This window comes from Methylobacterium planeticum, from assembly GCF_008806345.1.
Classification (GTDB): domain Bacteria; phylum Pseudomonadota; class Alphaproteobacteria; order Rhizobiales; family Beijerinckiaceae; genus Methylobacterium; species Methylobacterium planeticum.
In genome coordinates this window covers 37,863-51,578 of the sequence record NZ_VZZJ01000008.1, presented here as the reverse complement: position 1 = coordinate 51,578, position 13,716 = coordinate 37,863, and the positions used below count along the sequence as shown (strand labels likewise).

Here is a 13,716-nt window from a genome sequence, read left to right as displayed (position 1 = left end):
CCGGAACGTCGCCGTCGCGGGCGGCGTTTTTCGGGCAGACGCAAACATCCTTGTCCGGGAGTGACGCCATGGAGACGGCCACCATCGAGACCAGCCCCCGCAGCCTGATCGCCAGCGACCGGGTGATCGGCACCGGCGTGCGCCGTCCGGGCGGCGAGCGGGTCGGCACCATCGAGCGCCTGATGCTTGACAAGCAATCCGGCCGGGTCGCCTACGCGGTGATGAGCTTCGGCGGGTTCCTGGGCCTCGGCGAGGGCTACCACACGCTGCCCTGGAGCGTGCTGCGCTTCGAGCCCGAGCTCGACGCCTACGTGGTCGACATCACGGAAGAGCAGCTGCGCGACGCGCCGCCCCGCTCCCCCGAGGGCACCGACCCCTCCCAGGACCGGGACTGGGAGGACCACATCCACCGCTACTACAACGCCACGCCCTACTGGGGCATCTGAGCCCGGCGGGGCATCCGAGCCCGGCGCGGGGGCCCCGCCTCACGCGGCCGGGCCGCACCAGCCCGGCAGGTAGGCGGCGTCCGGCGACTTCGCGTGGCCCATGGCCGCCTCGAGGGCTTCGGAGAAGTCGCCCTCGATGCGCTTCGCCTTGACGCGGTGGCGCAGGAAGTCGGCCCACAGGAACTCGCTGAAGGGCGTCGTGTCCTTGGCGAAGCCCCCGGCGCGGCGGAGCTCGCCCGCGAGGCTCCGGTAGGGGTCGTCGGCGAGGTCGGCGACCGCCTTCGGGATGTCCTGGAAGCCGACGCGCACGCCCTCCGCGTCGTAGGGATGGGCCCACGCCTTGTGGTCGCAGACCGTCCAGAAGGCGGCCTTGTCGAGGTTGTGCAGGTCGGCCACCACGGTCACCAGCACGTTCTCGACGCCCTCGAGCTGCAGGGCGCGGGCGAGGTGGTGGTGGTCGATGACGTAGTGGCGCTTCTTCGGCCCGAGCAGGGTCGGGATCATGTGGGCGCCGAGGAACTCGGCCTTCTTGTCGGCGTCGTGATCGCGCCAGCGCCGCCGCTTCTCCTCGACCTCGCGATAGCCGACCGTCATCTGGGTCGGGCGCAGCTCGGCGATCGGAACCGGCTTGAGAAGGGGTTCGCGCAGGGTCATGGGGGCATCTCCGGATTGAGGGCGCGCTGAGCCGCCAGAGACACCCGCAGCAGCCTGGGGGATAGGGGGACGCCGCTCACGCTTGTGTGTTCAGGCCAGGCCCCCGAGGGCGCGGATCCGCCGCCACTCGGCCTCGGTCACGGGCTGGACCGAGAGGCGGGAATTCGTGACGAGCACCATCTCGGCGAGAACCGGGTCCGCCTTGATGGCGTCGAGGCCGACCGGGCGGGGCAGCGCCTCGACCGCGCGAAGGTCGACCATGCCGAAGCGGCCGGTCTCGTCGGTATGGTCGGGATAGTAGGGCCGGATCACCTCGACGATGCCGACCACCGCCTTGCCCTCGTTCGAGTGGTAGAAGAAGCCCCGCTCGCCGACCTCCATCGCCATCAGGTGCTTCTTGGCGAGGTGGTTGCGCACGCCGTTCCAGTGGGTGCCCGCCGCCCCGGCCGCGACCTGCCGGTCCCAGGACCAGGTCGCGGGTTCGGACTTGTAGAGCCAGTACGCCATGCGGGGACCCCTTCGCGGATGCGGGGGCAGGTTTAGCGCAGAATGCCGGGCCGCTCCCATGGGTCCGGGGGCGTCATCCCGCCCCGCGAACGGGCTATCCGGCCTCGGCCCTGAGCGGGCGCGCGAGGAGGCCCGCCACCACCGCCTCGACGCTGGCTCCGCCGGACACGATGGCCGCGACCGCCTCCGCCACCGGCATCTCGACCTCCCGGGCGCGGGCCAGCGCCACGAGGGCGGCGGCCGTGAAGGCGCCCTCCGCGAGCTTGCCGCCGGAGGCCGCCTCCGGCGTCGCGCCCTCGCCGAGGCGCTGGCCGAAGGCGAAGTTGCGCGATTGCGGCGAGGAGGCCGTGAGCACGAGGTCGCCGAGGCCCGACAGGCCCATCAGGGTCTCGGGCCGCCCGCCATAGGCGCGGGCGAAGCGCATCAGCTCCGCGAAGGCCCGGGCGATGAGGGCGGCGCGGGCGCTCTCGCCGAGGCCCCGGCCCGCGACGATGCCGGAGGCGATGGCCAGCACGTTCTTGCCCGCGCCCCCGATCTCGACGCCGCGCACGTCGTCGGTGTGGTAGAGGCGCAGGCTCGGGCCCGACAGCATCCGGGCGAGGCGCGCGGCGAGATCCGCATCCTCGGACGCCAGGGTGACGGCGGTCGGCAGGTTGCGGGCGACATCCGCCGCGAAGCTCGGCCCGGACAGGACCGCGACGGGGGTGCCCGCCGGCAGGCCCTCGGCCGCCACCGCGCTCATGAAGGCGTCGCTTCCCCGCTCGATGCCCTTGGCGCAGAGCACGGCCGGGGCGCCGGGCCTGAAGGCGGGCCCGAGCTGCGCCAGCACGCCCCGCAGGGTCTGGGCCGGGGTGACGAGGAGCACGGCCTCCGCCGTCCGCAGATCCGCGCCCTCGGCGGTCGCCCGGATGCCCGGGTGCAGGGGCACGCCCGGCAGGTAGCGGGCGTTCTCGCGGGTCCGTTCCAGGCGCTCCGCGGCCCCGGCGTCGCGCAGCCAGAGGGTGACGGGCCGGCCCGCCGCCGCAGCCGCGTTGGCGAGGGCGGTGCCCCAGGCGCCGCCACCCACGACCGCGATCGTGCCATTCGGTTGCGCGCTCATGCCCGTCCTCCCGCCGCCGCCCCGTCCTGCGCCCCGAACGCGGCGCCGGTCAGGCGATACAGCACGTGCCGCCGCAGCGGGTCGTCGGCGGCGAGCGCCGGATGATCGAAATCCTCGGCCGGGTCGCGGGTCATGCCGAGCCGCTCCATCACGCGCCGCGAGGGCGCGTTCCCGGCGGCCGTGAAGGCCACCACGGCCGCGACCCCGCAGCGGGCGAAGAGGTCGCGGAGGGCGAGCCGGGCCGCGCGGGTGGCGAGCCCCCGGCCCCAGCCGGACTGCGCCAGTCGCCAGCCGACCTCGACCAGGGCGCCCGGCCGCTCGCCCCCCGCGAACGGCATCGGCCGCATCAGCCGCATGGCGCCGACGAAGCCGAGGAACGGCTCCGCCGGCGCGGCTCCTCCCTCGAGGCCGACGGCCCAGGGGCCGAACCCGTCCGCCTCGAAGCGCCGGTCGAGGGCACGGGCCTCCCACAGGCTCTCGCTCCGGTTCTTGAGATCGGGGAAATGGCGCATCACCGCCGGGTCGGCGTTCAGGGCCGCGAAGGGCGCGTCGTCGCCCCGGCGCCAGCGGCGCAGGATGAGCGCTCCGTCCCGCAGGCCGTCGGGGGCGGCCGGCACCTTGCGCTTGCCGCGCCACTGCAGGGAGCGGCGGTTGAGGAGGTCGAGGTCGGCGCGGTCGGCCAGCACGGCCTCGCCGAGGTCGATCGCGGTGGCGAGGCGGGCCGGCGGCATGTTCGCCCAGGCCGGAGCCGTCACGCTCTCGCGCCAGGGACCGCCGCAGGCATTGTCGAGGAGGATGCGGGCGAAGCAATGGTCGAGGCGCACCGGCCAGCCGGGCCGTCCCCGCGCGGCCTCCGGCAGGCGCCGGTCGACGAGGTCGCGCCAGCGGGCCTGGATCTCGGGCGGGGCGCCCGCATCCGCCGGGAGCGGCGCGGGCGCGAATGCGGGCTCGGGTGCGGCGGGGGGACGAACCGCTTCCAGGAAGTTGCCCCGCGGCAGGACGAGGCGCCCGGTGCGCCTCACGCGGCGGGGGCCTCCGCGAAGGGCCAGCGGGCGCGGGCGGGCGCCGTGAGGTCGTCGACGAGGCCGAGGCGCAGGCGCTCCAGCCCGGCCCAGGCGATCATGGCGCCGTTGTCGCCGCAGAGGGCGAGCGGGGGCGCCACGAAGGCGAGGCCCGCCTGGCCGGCCTGGGCCGCGAGGGCGCGCCGGATGGCGCCGTTGGCGGAGACGCCGCCGGCCGCCACCAGGGCGGTCGGGTGTCCGGCCACGGCCCCGAAGCCGCGCAGGGCGACGCGCAGGCGGTCCACCACCACGTCCACCACGGCGGCCTGGAAGCCGGCGCAGAGATCGGCGACGTCGCGCTCGGCCAGCGGCGCGATCCGCTCCGCCTCGATGCGCAGGGCCGTCTTGAGCCCCGAAAGGGAGAAGTTCGCCTCGCGCCGGCCGAGCATCGGGCGGGGCAGCGCGAAGCGCTCGGGATCGCCCGCCTCCGCCATGCGCTCGACCTCGGGGCCGCCCGGGTAACCGAGGCCGAGGAGCTTGGCGACCTTGTCGAAGGCCTCTCCGATGGCGTCGTCGATGGTAGTGCCGAGCCGGACATACTCGCCGACGCCCTTCACGGCGACGAGCTGCGTGTGGCCGCCCGAGGCGAGCAGCAGCAGGTAGGGGAATGCCAGCCCGTCGGTGAGCCGCGCCGTCAGGGCATGCGCCTCGAGGTGGTTGACGGCGACGAGCGGCCTGCGGGCGACGAGGGAGAGGGTCTTGGCCGTCACGAGGCCGATCAGCACGCCGCCGATCAGGCCGGGCCCGGCCGCCACCGCGATGCCGTCGAGATCCGCGAGCCGCATCCCGGCGGTTTCGAGGGCGCGGGCGATCAGCCGGTCGAGCACCTCGACATGGGCGCGGGCGGCGATCTCCGGCACCACGCCCCCGTAGGCCGCATGCTCGGCGATCTGGCTCAGCACCTCGTTCGCCCGGATCAGGCCGCGCCCGTCCTCGCCGGGGGAGACGATGGCCGCGGCGGTCTCGTCGCAGGTGGTTTCGATGCCGAGGACGTTCATGGCGATCAGTCGCGTTCCGCTGCCGGGGACGGGCCGGCACCCTACCCGCCAACGCCCCCGGGGGGCAACGAGGGGCAGGGCACGGCAGCCCGGCCCCGCGCCCGCGGCGCTACTCGACGGGGGCGATCGCGATCTTGATCGTGTCCCGCTTCGCGCCGCTGATCTCGATGATCACCGGGGCGGTGCCGAACTGGTAGCGCAGGCTCTTGCGCAGGGTCGGGCAGGCGGGATTGAGGGTGTGCGCCATCGGCGGCCGCGTCGTCTGGCCGTCCTGGCTGACGTCGATCCAGGCCTCGTCCGAGAGGGTGACCTGGTAGATCCCGGGCTGGATCGGGGCGGGGAAGCGCAGCACGCCGCCGTAGCTCCCCGGCGGGGGGACCTTCGAGGGCGAGACCGGGAAGGCGACCTCGGCATCGGGCTTCAGCGCGAGCACGGCCCCGGGCATCTCCGCCCGCACGGCGTCCCCCGAGGCGACCTGCGCCAGCCCCGGCGCGGCGAACCACGCCTCCTCGCGCATCAGCGACCACGCGAAATCCGTGCAGGCGGAGGGGACGGGCGCGGCCGGACCCGACGCGGGCCGGGCGGCGGCCCCGGCTTGGCTCTCCGGCGCGGCCTGGCCCTCCGGCGCGGGCTGCGCCCGCGCCCCGGCGCCCGCGAGGACGAGGGCCAGACCGAGGAGCGCCCGGCGCATCCGCCTCAATCCACCGCCACCATCACGTCGGAGGCCTTCACGACCGCGTAGGCCTGGCCGCCATTGGTGAGCTTGAGGGCGTCGACGGAATCGTTGGTGATCGAGGCGGTGACGATCTGGCCGGGGGCGATCTCGATCTTCACGTGCGCGGTGGTCGCGCCCTTCTCGATCGCCACGATGGTGCCCTTGATGACGTTGCGCGCGCTGATCTGCATGTCGTGTCGCTCCTGTCGGGCCACCGATCGCGGCGGCCTCTCCCTAACACCGGGCCGGCGTGACGGTTCGATCACGCGCGGTCAACAATCCGCGGCCCCGTCAGGGGTCCGTATCCCCAGCCGTCGGATCACCGTCCGCCTCGGGGATGGGCGGAGCGCCCCAATCCGCCAGCACGGCGTTCAGCGCGTCGAGGACGAAGTGGCGGGCGCTGTCGCGATCGTAGCCCTCGGCGAGGAGATCGTCGTAATCGGTGAAGGCATGGCGGGCATACGCGATCAGCGCGAGGCGCGCCGCGGTGTCGGGCGCCGCGCGGCGGAGGCCGGGGCTCGCGAGCGCCCGGTCGAGGGCCGCCTCGGCCTCGAAGGCGGGGAGCCGCGGGGCGAGGCGGCGCAGGCACGCGGCGACGGCCTCGCGGCGGTTCGACGGGGGCATCCCGGTGGCTGGTCTCGGCAAGGCCTTCTCCTGAGCCCGCACTTTTCGCTTGCGGCGAAACGCTTTGTCGACACCCTGCACGCCATAATTTCCGCCACTCCGCGCGCTACCGCGCGGGTTGCAGCCGGTTGACGGCCTGCCCCGGCCCGAGTGTCGAGGCGGGCCGCGGCACCTCATCCTGGGGATCACAATCCATGCGCCGCATCCTGGCCGCAACAGCCCTCGTCTCGACCCTCCTGACCGGGGCCGCCCTCGCCCAGGAGCCCGGCCGCTCGGGAGCGCCCCCGCGCAACATCACGTCGACCGGCGTCACCAAGCCGCCGGGCGGCGGCTCGCCGATGGCGCCGGCGGCCCAGGCCGAGATGGCGAAGGCCCAGAAGGCCGCGACCAACCGCGACAAGGCCTGGGACTCGAAGATGCGCACCACCATGGGCTCGATCTGCAAGGGCTGCTGAGGGTGGGCGGCTGAGGCCGCGCCCGTGAGGACGGGCCGCTGAGCCCGCCACCCCGGCCGCGCCCCTCGCGCGATCGCGGCCGGCCGTGATCCGGTTCGAGGGCGTCTCGAAGCGCTTCCCCGGCTCCGCCGACCCGGCGGTGGACCGGCTCGACCTCACCATCCCGGAGGGCACGACCTGCGTGCTGATCGGTCCGTCGGGCTGCGGCAAGTCGACGACCCTGCGCATGGTCAACCGGCTGGTGGAGCCCGATTCCGGCCGCATCACCGTCGGGGACGCCGACGTGATGGCGATGGACCCGATCGCGCTCCGGCGCGGCATCGGCTACGTGCTGCAGGGCATCGGCCTGTTTCCCCACCGCAGCGTCGCCCAGAACGTCGCCACGGTGCCGCACCTCCTCGGCTGGCCGCGCCGGCGCATCGCCGAGCGGGTCGAGGCCATGCTCGACCTCGTCGGCCTCGATCCCGCGACCTTCCGCGACCGGCGCCCCGAGGCGCTCTCCGGCGGCCAGCGCCAGCGCGTCGGCGTCGCCCGCGCCCTCGCGGCCGACCCGCCCGTGCTCCTCATGGACGAGCCCTTCGGGGCGGTCGATCCCGTGGCGCGCGGGCGCCTGCAGGCGGAGATCGGCGCGATCCTGCGGCGGCTGTCGAAGACCGTGATCATCGTCACCCACGACATCGACGAGGCCATGCTGATGGGCGACCGCGTCGCCCTGATGCGGGCCGGGCGCCTCGTCCAGGCGGATGCGCCGGCCGAGATCCTGGCCCGGCCTGCGGACGCCTTCGCGGCCGCCTTCGTGGGGCAGGACCGGGCGCTGCGGCGCCTCGCCCTCACGACGGTGGCGGAGGCCGCCGAGCCCGGGACGGCACCGGAGGCGGCCGAGATCGCCGCCGATGCGCCCCTGCGCGACGCGCTCTCGGAGATGCTGGCGCGGGGTGCGACGCGCCTGCGGGTCGCGGGCGACCCGGACCGGGTCCTGACCCTCGAGGCGATCCGCGCGGTGGCGGCGGTGGCGCGCACCCCCTCGGATTAGGCTCCCCGAACGCGGAAAGGGCCGCCCTCGCGGGCGGCCCTTCCGGATCTCGATGATCGTCTCGGCGACGGGCCGGGATCAGCGCGAGTAGAACTCGATCACGAGGTTCGGTTCCATCTGCACCGCGTAGGGCACCTCGCCGAGGCCCGGGACGCGGGTGACGCGCGCGGTCATCTTCTGGTGGTCGACCTCGATGTAGTCGGGCACGTCGCGCTCGGCGAGCTGGCTCGCCACGACGACGATCTCGAGCTGGCGAGAGGCTTCCTTCACCTCGATCACGTCGCCGGGCTTCACGAGGAAGCTCGGGATGTTCACGCGGCGGCCGTTGACCTTGATGTGGCCGTGGTTGACGAACTGACGCGCCGCGAAGGGGGTCGCCACGAACTTCGCCCGGTACACCACGGCGTCGAGGCGGCGCTCGAGCAGGCCGATCAGGTTCTCGCCGGAATCGCCGCGCAGGCGGATCGCCTCGGCGTAGTAGCGGCGGAACTGCTTCTCGGTGATGTTGCCGTAATAGCCCTTGAGCTTCTGCTTGGCGCGCAGCTGCGTGCCGAAGTCGCTCATCTTGCCCTTGCGGCGCTGGCCGTGCTGGCCGGGGCCGTACTCACGGCGGTTCACGGGGCTCTTCGGGCGGCCCCAGATGTTCTGGCCCATGCGGCGATCGAGCTTGTGCTTCGCCTGAATCCGCTTCGACATCGCGTGTCCTCTCGGTATCCGAGTCTATCGAGGAACGCGCCCTCCTCTTCCCGATGGCGAGACGCCGCCGGGACGACAGAGCGGGGCTGAGCCCGCTCACGGGTGCGTATGAAAAAGCCACGGGGCCCCTCATCGGAGCCCCGCGAACCCGGCGTCCTTAGTGCAGCCGGGCGGAATGGTCAATCCTCGGCGATCGACGCACCGGCGGGGCCGGGTCTTGCCGGCCGGGGCTTGCCGGCCGAGCCCTATTGCAGGGCGAGCGGCATCGCCTCGAGCGTGACCTCGGCGAGCCCGCGGCCCGCGAGCGAGGCGCGCAAGGGGGCGTTCAGGCCCTCGCCCCCCGTGAAGGCGCCGAGGACCGGGGCGTCGCCACGCACCGACCGGTCGCCGGGGCCGAGGAGCTGCGTCACCCGCCGGGCGATGGCGGGAGCCGGGTCGATCCAGGTCACCGGCCAGGGCGCGAGGCGCTCGAAGCGGGGGAGCAGCAGCGGGTAATGGGTGCAGGCGAGGCAGACGACGTCGGTGCGCCGGCCGTCCTCCGCCGTGACGAAGCAGGGGGCGAGCTCGGCCATCAGGGCGGCGTCGTCGACGGGCGTGCCCGCGAGCTCGGCCTCGGCGTAGTTGGCGAGGTTCGGCGAGCCGACGAGGGCTACCCGGCAGGCGCCCGCGTAGGTCCGGATCAGGTCGTGCGTGTAGGCGCGGGCCACGGTGCCGGGGGTGGCGAGGAGCGAGACGAGGCGCGAGCGCGTGGTCTCGGCGGCGGGCTTGATCGGCGGCACGACCCCCACGAAGGGCGTCTGGAAGGTCTGACGCAGCCCCGGCAGCACGAGGGTCGAGGCCGTGTTGCAGGCGATCACCACGAGATCGGGACGGTGGCGCGCGAGCAGCCGCTCCATCACGGCGAGCACCCGGGCCACGAGGGTCGCCTCCGAGAGCCGGCCGTACGGGAAGGCGGCGTCGTCCGCGGCGTAGACGTAGCGGGCATCCGGCCGGGCGCGGCGCACCTGCTCCAGCACGGTCAGGCCGCCGAGGCCGGAATCGAAGACGAGGATGGTGGGCTCCGGCGCCGCCCGGAGGACGGCAGCGGACAGGCTGGCCCCGGCCATGAGATCGATCCGCATCTGACGCGCGTTCCGGCACCGTAGGAAGGGCACAGTGTCGGGCCCGAGGGTTAAGGCCATCTCACTGAGTCCGGAAAATGGCCGTCGAACGCGGAGGCGATCTCGTAACCGCACCGTTAGGTGCGAGACGGCACGGGGCGGGATGCCGCGACGAACGGTGCCACGGCCCCGAGCGTTGCCGAAAACCTGTGGGCACATATTTCCCTCGGCCACGCCTCCCCGTGGGACGGGTTTCTCCGTCGCGCGGGCAACAGGGGACGATCGTCATGGCAGCGACGGCGGCAATCCGCCCGATGGGCTCGTATCAGGCGCAGGCCGCCTTTCCGCCTCCCGCCCTCTCGGCGCGTCCGGCCGACCGGCAGGCCTGGATCGCGGCCTTCCGGCATGTGCGCGACGAGACCGAGCGCCGCGCGGCCCCCCTCTCGCCGGAGGATCAGCAGATCCAGTCGATGGCGGATGCGAGCCCGACGAAGTGGCACCGCGCCCACACGACCTGGTTCTTCGAGCAGTTCCTGCTGCGCGAGCACGCCCCCGGCTACGCCATCTACGACGAGCGCCTGCACTACCTCTTCAACTCGTATTACGTGGCCGCCGGCCCGCGCCAGCCGCGCATCCTGCGCGGGCTGATCACGCGGCCCACCGCCGGCGAGGTCGCGGGCTACCGCGCCCACGTGGACCGGGCCGTCGCGGCGCTCCTCGCCGGGGCGACGCCCGCGGCCCTCGACGTGGTGCTGCCGATCCTCGAGATCGGGCTCTACCACGAGCAGCAGCACCAGGAACTCCTTCTCACCGATATCCTGCACGCCTTCGCGCAGAACCCCCTCGGGCCGGCCTACGACCCGGACTGGCGCTTCCCCCGGCCCGAGGCGTGCGCCGGCACGGTCGACCTGCCCGGCGGCGTCACGACGGTGGGGCACGCGGGCGAGGGCTTCTCCTTCGACAACGAATCGCCGTGCCACGACGTGCTGATCCTGCCCGTCCGCATCGACCGGGCGCTGGTGACGAACGCGCAATGGCTCGCCTTCATGGAGGACGGGGGCTACGCCCGGCCGGATCTCTGGCTCTCGGACGGCTGGCTCGCCGTGCAGGCGGAGGGCTGGGAGGCGCCGGGCTACTGGCGCCGCGACGCGCAGGGCAGCTGGGCCACCATGACCCTGGCCGGCCTCCGGCCGGTCGATCCGGGCCTGCCCGTCACCCATATCAGCTACTACGAGGCCGACGCCTACGCGCGCTGGGCCGGGCGCGACCTGCCGACCGAGCAGGATTGGGAGGTCGCCGCCCGCGACGGGGCGCTGGACGACGCTTTCGGCCTCGTCTGGCAATGGACCCGCAGCGCCTACACCGCCTATCCGGGCTACCGCCCGATCGCGGGAGCGCTCGGCGAGTACAACGGCAAGTTCATGTCGAACCAGTTCGTGCTGCGGGGCTCCTCGGCGGCCACGCCGGACGGGCATGCGCGGGTGCCCTACCGCAACTTCTTCTACCCGCATCAGCGCTGGCAATTCACCGGCCTGCGCCTCGCCGAGGTCCATTCCTGATCGGACATCGCGCCCCGTCCCACACCCCGCGTTGCCATCGCGTTCCTGGAGAGAGCCCGTGACCATCAAGCCCGTCTTCAAGGACGCGACACCGCTCAGCCGCCTGCCCGACGATCGGGACTTCCTCGCGGACGTGCTCGCGGGCTTCGCCAAGCCCCAGAAGCAGCTCGCCGCGAAGTACTTCTACGACGCGGCCGGCTCGGACCTGTTCGAGGCCATCACCCGGCTGCCCGAATACTACCCGACCCGGACCGAGCTCGGCATCCTGGACGCCCGCGGGGCGGAGATCGCGGCGGCGCTGCCGCGGGGCGCGAGCCTCGTCGAGTTCGGCAGCGGCTCCACCGTCAAGGTCCGGCGCCTGCTGCGCCACCTGCCCGAGCTCGCCGCCTACGTGCCGGTCGACGTCTCCGAGAGCTTCCTGCGCAGCGAGGCCGAGGCCCTGCGGGCGGACTTTCCGAGGCTGCGCGTCGAGCCGGTCGCGGCGGATTTCACGCAGCCCTTCACGCTGCCGCAGGATCTCGGTGGCGCGGCCTTCGCGGGCTTCTTCCCCGGCTCGACCATCGGCAATTTCGAGCCGTTGGAGGCCGCGCGCCTCCTGGCCCAGTTCGGGCAGGAGCTCGGGGCCGGCGCCAGCCTGATCGTCGGCGTCGACCTCGTGAAGGATCCGTCCGTGCTGGAGGCGGCCTACGACGACCGGGCGGGCGTCACGGCGGCGTTCAACCGCAACCTGCTGACCCGGATCAACCGGGAGCTCGCGGGCGATTTCGACCCCGAACGCTTCCAGCACCGGGCCGTGTTCAACGCCGCCGCCTCGCGCATCGAGATGCACCTCGTCAGCACCCGCGCCCAGACCGTCACGGTGGCGGCCCGGCGCTTCGCCTTCGTGGAGGGCGAGACGATCCATACCGAGAACAGCTACAAGTACACGATCGACAGCTTCCGCAGCCTCGCATTGCAGGCCGGCTGGACATCGGCCGCCGTCTGGACCGACCCGCAGGCCCTGTTCTCGGTCCATGCCCTGACGCGGGCGGAGTGAGGAGGGGTCCGGCGTCCCGCGAGGGAGCGCCGGCACACGACCCGAGACGGTGTCGCCGACGCGCGGGATCTCGCCTCAGCTCGCCAGGACCCGCAGGACCGCCGCCGCGGCGCGCGCGCCGTCGAGGGTGGCGCCGCCGACCGTCATGGCACCCCCGTCCGCCAGCGCCTCCCCCGCGAGGAAGACCCGGTCGGCGATGGGACGGCGCAGCCCGAGGCGGGCCTCGGCGCATCCGGGCCTGGCGATCGAGTAGCCGCCCCGGGCGAACGGATCGGTCCACCAGCCCGCGAGACGCCCGCCCGTGACGGCGCCGCGGGCCTCGGTGCCGAGGATCTGCACGAGGCGGTCCGTCGCCTCCGCGATGGCGGCGGCCTCGCCCGCCTCGCAGAGGGCGCGGGCCCCGTCGCCCCCGAGATTGGCGATCGCGAGGGGACGCCCGAAGGGCGCCATCTCGAAATAGAGCGTCAGGTCCCGCTCCCCCCGCCGCGCCACCGAGACGGCATCGCCGACGGCCTTCAGATCGAGTCGGGCCGGGTCGAGGCGCAGCGCGATCTTGGTGTAGGCGCCCATGCCGAGGCCGGCGAGGGCGGCCTCGGTCCCGGGGGGCAGCCCGGGCGCGAAGCGGATCGCCCCCGAGGCCAGGACGCCGACCGGCACCGTCACGATGACGGCGGCCCCCGCGAGCGTGCCCCGGCTCGTCGCGACCGTGACCCCGGCCCCCGACCAGTCGATGCCGGTGACGATGGTCTCGCGCCGCACCGGCAGGTCGGCATGGTGGCGCGCCACGAGGGCACCGTAGCCGTCGACCCAGAGATCCTCCCCCGACCAGAGCCGGTCGTAATCGGCGAGGGAGACGCGCTCGGGCTCCTCGCCGAGGGACAGGCGGGTGAGGTTGGCGGCCGCCTGCGCGGCCCCGGCGCCGCCGACCTGCGCGGCCGCCCGGATCGAGCGGTCGTCGCCCGAGGGGACGAGGAGCGCCGTGAGGGTGCCGAAGCCCGCGCGGCGCGCGTCGCGCTCCGCCTCGGTGGCGGGCCGGCCGTCGATCAGGAGGGTGCGGGCCCAGCCGGAATCCGCGCCGATCCGGGCCTTCTCGCGCTCCGCGATCCCCCGCCAGGGATTGCGGTCGGCCCAGTGGATGTACTGCGCCCCCGCGTCGAAGGCGGCGTCGGGGCCGAGGCTCGCATCCGTGAAGGCGCGTCCGCCGATGCGCCCGCGCGCCTCGACCAGCGTGAAGGCGTGCCCGGCCCGGCGCAGGACCTCGGCGGCCGCGAGACCGGCGGCGCCCGCGCCGACGACGATGACGGGACCGTCGCGCTGCGCGGCCCGCAGGGGTGGGGCTGCCAGCAGGGCAACGCCGGCGAGAAGGCTGCGACGGGTGAAGTCCATGGGTGACCGGACGCGCTCGCGGATGCGGCGGGCTGAAGATCAAGTCCTGCGCCGGCCGAAAGCTCCCGGGCGCGGGGTCAGCTCCGCTTCTCCATCATGGCCTTGACCTGCATGAGCTGGTCCCAGACCTGCCCCGGCGAGGTGCCCAGGAGATCGAAGCCCGCGCTGATGCCCCAGTAGATGCCGAGGATGATCACCGGAACGAGGATCCAGGCCAGGATCTCCTCGCCCCGCCGGCGGCGCTTGCGCCGGCGCCGGCGCTCCTCGCGCCGCGTCAGCTTCGGCGGCGGAGCCTGGCGGGAGACCGGCGTGAGGGGGCCCTCATGCAATTCGCTCGTCATGTTGCC

The 13,716-nt window shown here is 73.9% G+C and carries 17 protein-coding genes; 5 read left to right on the top strand and 12 right to left on the bottom strand.

Annotation, left to right across the window (positions count from 1 at the left end; translation table 11 throughout):
* Nucleotides 1–68: 68 nt before the first annotated feature.
* Nucleotides 69–446, top strand: a complete 378-nt coding sequence (locus F6X51_RS11575) for a PRC-barrel domain-containing protein (protein ID WP_150963740.1) — start codon at nucleotides 69–71, stop codon at nucleotides 444–446.
* Between the two features lie 39 nt (nucleotides 447–485).
* Here the strand turns inward: F6X51_RS11575 and F6X51_RS11570 are convergent, their stop codons facing one another.
* From F6X51_RS11570 to F6X51_RS11535, 8 genes are all read right to left on the bottom strand, one after another.
* A complete protein-coding gene (locus F6X51_RS11570; protein WP_150963739.1) occupies nucleotides 486–1,100 on the bottom strand; it encodes a ParB-like protein in 615 nt (204 codons plus the stop codon).
* Nucleotides 1,101–1,190: 90 nt separating this feature from the next.
* Nucleotides 1,191–1,607, bottom strand: coding sequence for an EVE domain-containing protein (locus F6X51_RS11565; protein WP_150963737.1), 417 nt, complete (start codon nucleotides 1,605–1,607; stop codon nucleotides 1,191–1,193).
* 94 nt (nucleotides 1,608–1,701) lie between these two features.
* Complete coding sequence (locus F6X51_RS11560; protein WP_150963735.1) at nucleotides 1,702–2,706, bottom strand: NAD(P)H-dependent glycerol-3-phosphate dehydrogenase; 1,005 nt, start codon at nucleotides 2,704–2,706, stop codon at nucleotides 1,702–1,704.
* On the bottom strand, nucleotides 2,703–3,602 hold the full coding sequence (locus tag F6X51_RS11555) for a GNAT family N-acetyltransferase (RefSeq protein WP_150963952.1): 900 nt from the start codon (nucleotides 3,600–3,602) through the stop codon (nucleotides 2,703–2,705). Before F6X51_RS11555 ends, F6X51_RS11560 begins: the two co-directional genes overlap by 4 nt.
* 122 nt (nucleotides 3,603–3,724) lie before the next feature.
* The gene (tsaD, locus tag F6X51_RS11550; RefSeq protein ID WP_150963733.1) at nucleotides 3,725–4,765 is read right to left on the bottom strand and encodes a tRNA (adenosine(37)-N6)-threonylcarbamoyltransferase complex transferase subunit TsaD; all 1,041 of its coding nucleotides are present in this window, start codon (nucleotides 4,763–4,765) and stop codon (nucleotides 3,725–3,727) included.
* 109 nt (nucleotides 4,766–4,874) lie between these two features.
* Nucleotides 4,875–5,456, bottom strand: coding sequence for a hypothetical protein (locus tag F6X51_RS11545; protein ID WP_150963731.1), 582 nt, complete (start codon nucleotides 5,454–5,456; stop codon nucleotides 4,875–4,877).
* 5 nt (nucleotides 5,457–5,461) lie between these two features.
* Complete coding sequence (locus F6X51_RS11540) at nucleotides 5,462–5,671, bottom strand: TOBE domain-containing protein (RefSeq protein WP_150963729.1); 210 nt, start codon at nucleotides 5,669–5,671, stop codon at nucleotides 5,462–5,464.
* 100 nt (nucleotides 5,672–5,771) lie between these two features.
* Nucleotides 5,772–6,104, bottom strand: a complete 333-nt coding sequence (locus F6X51_RS11535; protein WP_150963951.1) for a DUF2293 domain-containing protein — start codon at nucleotides 6,102–6,104, stop codon at nucleotides 5,772–5,774.
* 194 nt (nucleotides 6,105–6,298) lie between these two features.
* On the opposite strand from F6X51_RS11535, the gene F6X51_RS11530 reads away from it, so the two are divergent.
* The gene (locus F6X51_RS11530) at nucleotides 6,299–6,559 is read left to right on the top strand and encodes a hypothetical protein (protein WP_150963727.1); all 261 of its coding nucleotides are present in this window, start codon (nucleotides 6,299–6,301) and stop codon (nucleotides 6,557–6,559) included.
* An 85-nt stretch (nucleotides 6,560–6,644) separates the two neighbouring features.
* Nucleotides 6,645–7,592: an ABC transporter ATP-binding protein gene (locus tag F6X51_RS11525; RefSeq protein WP_150963725.1), complete on the top strand. Its 948-nt coding sequence runs from the start codon at nucleotides 6,645–6,647 to the stop codon at nucleotides 7,590–7,592.
* A 78-nt stretch (nucleotides 7,593–7,670) separates the two neighbouring features.
* Here F6X51_RS11525 and rpsD read toward each other — a convergent pair whose 3' ends face one another.
* Complete coding sequence (rpsD, locus tag F6X51_RS11520) at nucleotides 7,671–8,288, bottom strand: 30S ribosomal protein S4 (protein WP_150963723.1); 618 nt, start codon at nucleotides 8,286–8,288, stop codon at nucleotides 7,671–7,673.
* Nucleotides 8,289–8,533: 245 nt separating this feature from the next.
* Nucleotides 8,534–9,409: a glutamate racemase gene (murI, locus tag F6X51_RS11515; RefSeq protein WP_150963721.1), complete on the bottom strand. Its 876-nt coding sequence runs from the start codon at nucleotides 9,407–9,409 to the stop codon at nucleotides 8,534–8,536.
* 266 nt (nucleotides 9,410–9,675) lie between these two features.
* On the opposite strand from murI, the gene egtB reads away from it, so the two are divergent.
* A complete protein-coding gene (gene egtB / locus F6X51_RS11510; RefSeq protein WP_150963719.1) occupies nucleotides 9,676–10,947 on the top strand; it encodes an ergothioneine biosynthesis protein EgtB in 1,272 nt (423 codons plus the stop codon).
* 58 nt (nucleotides 10,948–11,005) lie between these two features.
* Nucleotides 11,006–11,983, top strand: coding sequence for an L-histidine N(alpha)-methyltransferase (gene egtD, locus F6X51_RS11505; protein ID WP_246696754.1), 978 nt, complete (start codon nucleotides 11,006–11,008; stop codon nucleotides 11,981–11,983).
* 75 nt (nucleotides 11,984–12,058) lie between these two features.
* Here the strand turns inward: egtD and F6X51_RS11500 are convergent, their stop codons facing one another.
* Together F6X51_RS11500 and F6X51_RS11495 are read right to left on the bottom strand one after the other, a co-directional pair.
* Entirely contained in the window at nucleotides 12,059–13,369 is a 1,311-nt protein-coding gene (locus tag F6X51_RS11500; protein ID WP_150963715.1) for a flavin monoamine oxidase family protein, read from the bottom strand.
* A gap of 77 nt (nucleotides 13,370–13,446) precedes the next feature.
* Complete coding sequence (locus tag F6X51_RS11495; protein ID WP_150963713.1) at nucleotides 13,447–13,710, bottom strand: hypothetical protein; 264 nt, start codon at nucleotides 13,708–13,710, stop codon at nucleotides 13,447–13,449.
* Between the last annotated feature and the right edge of the window lie 6 nt (nucleotides 13,711–13,716).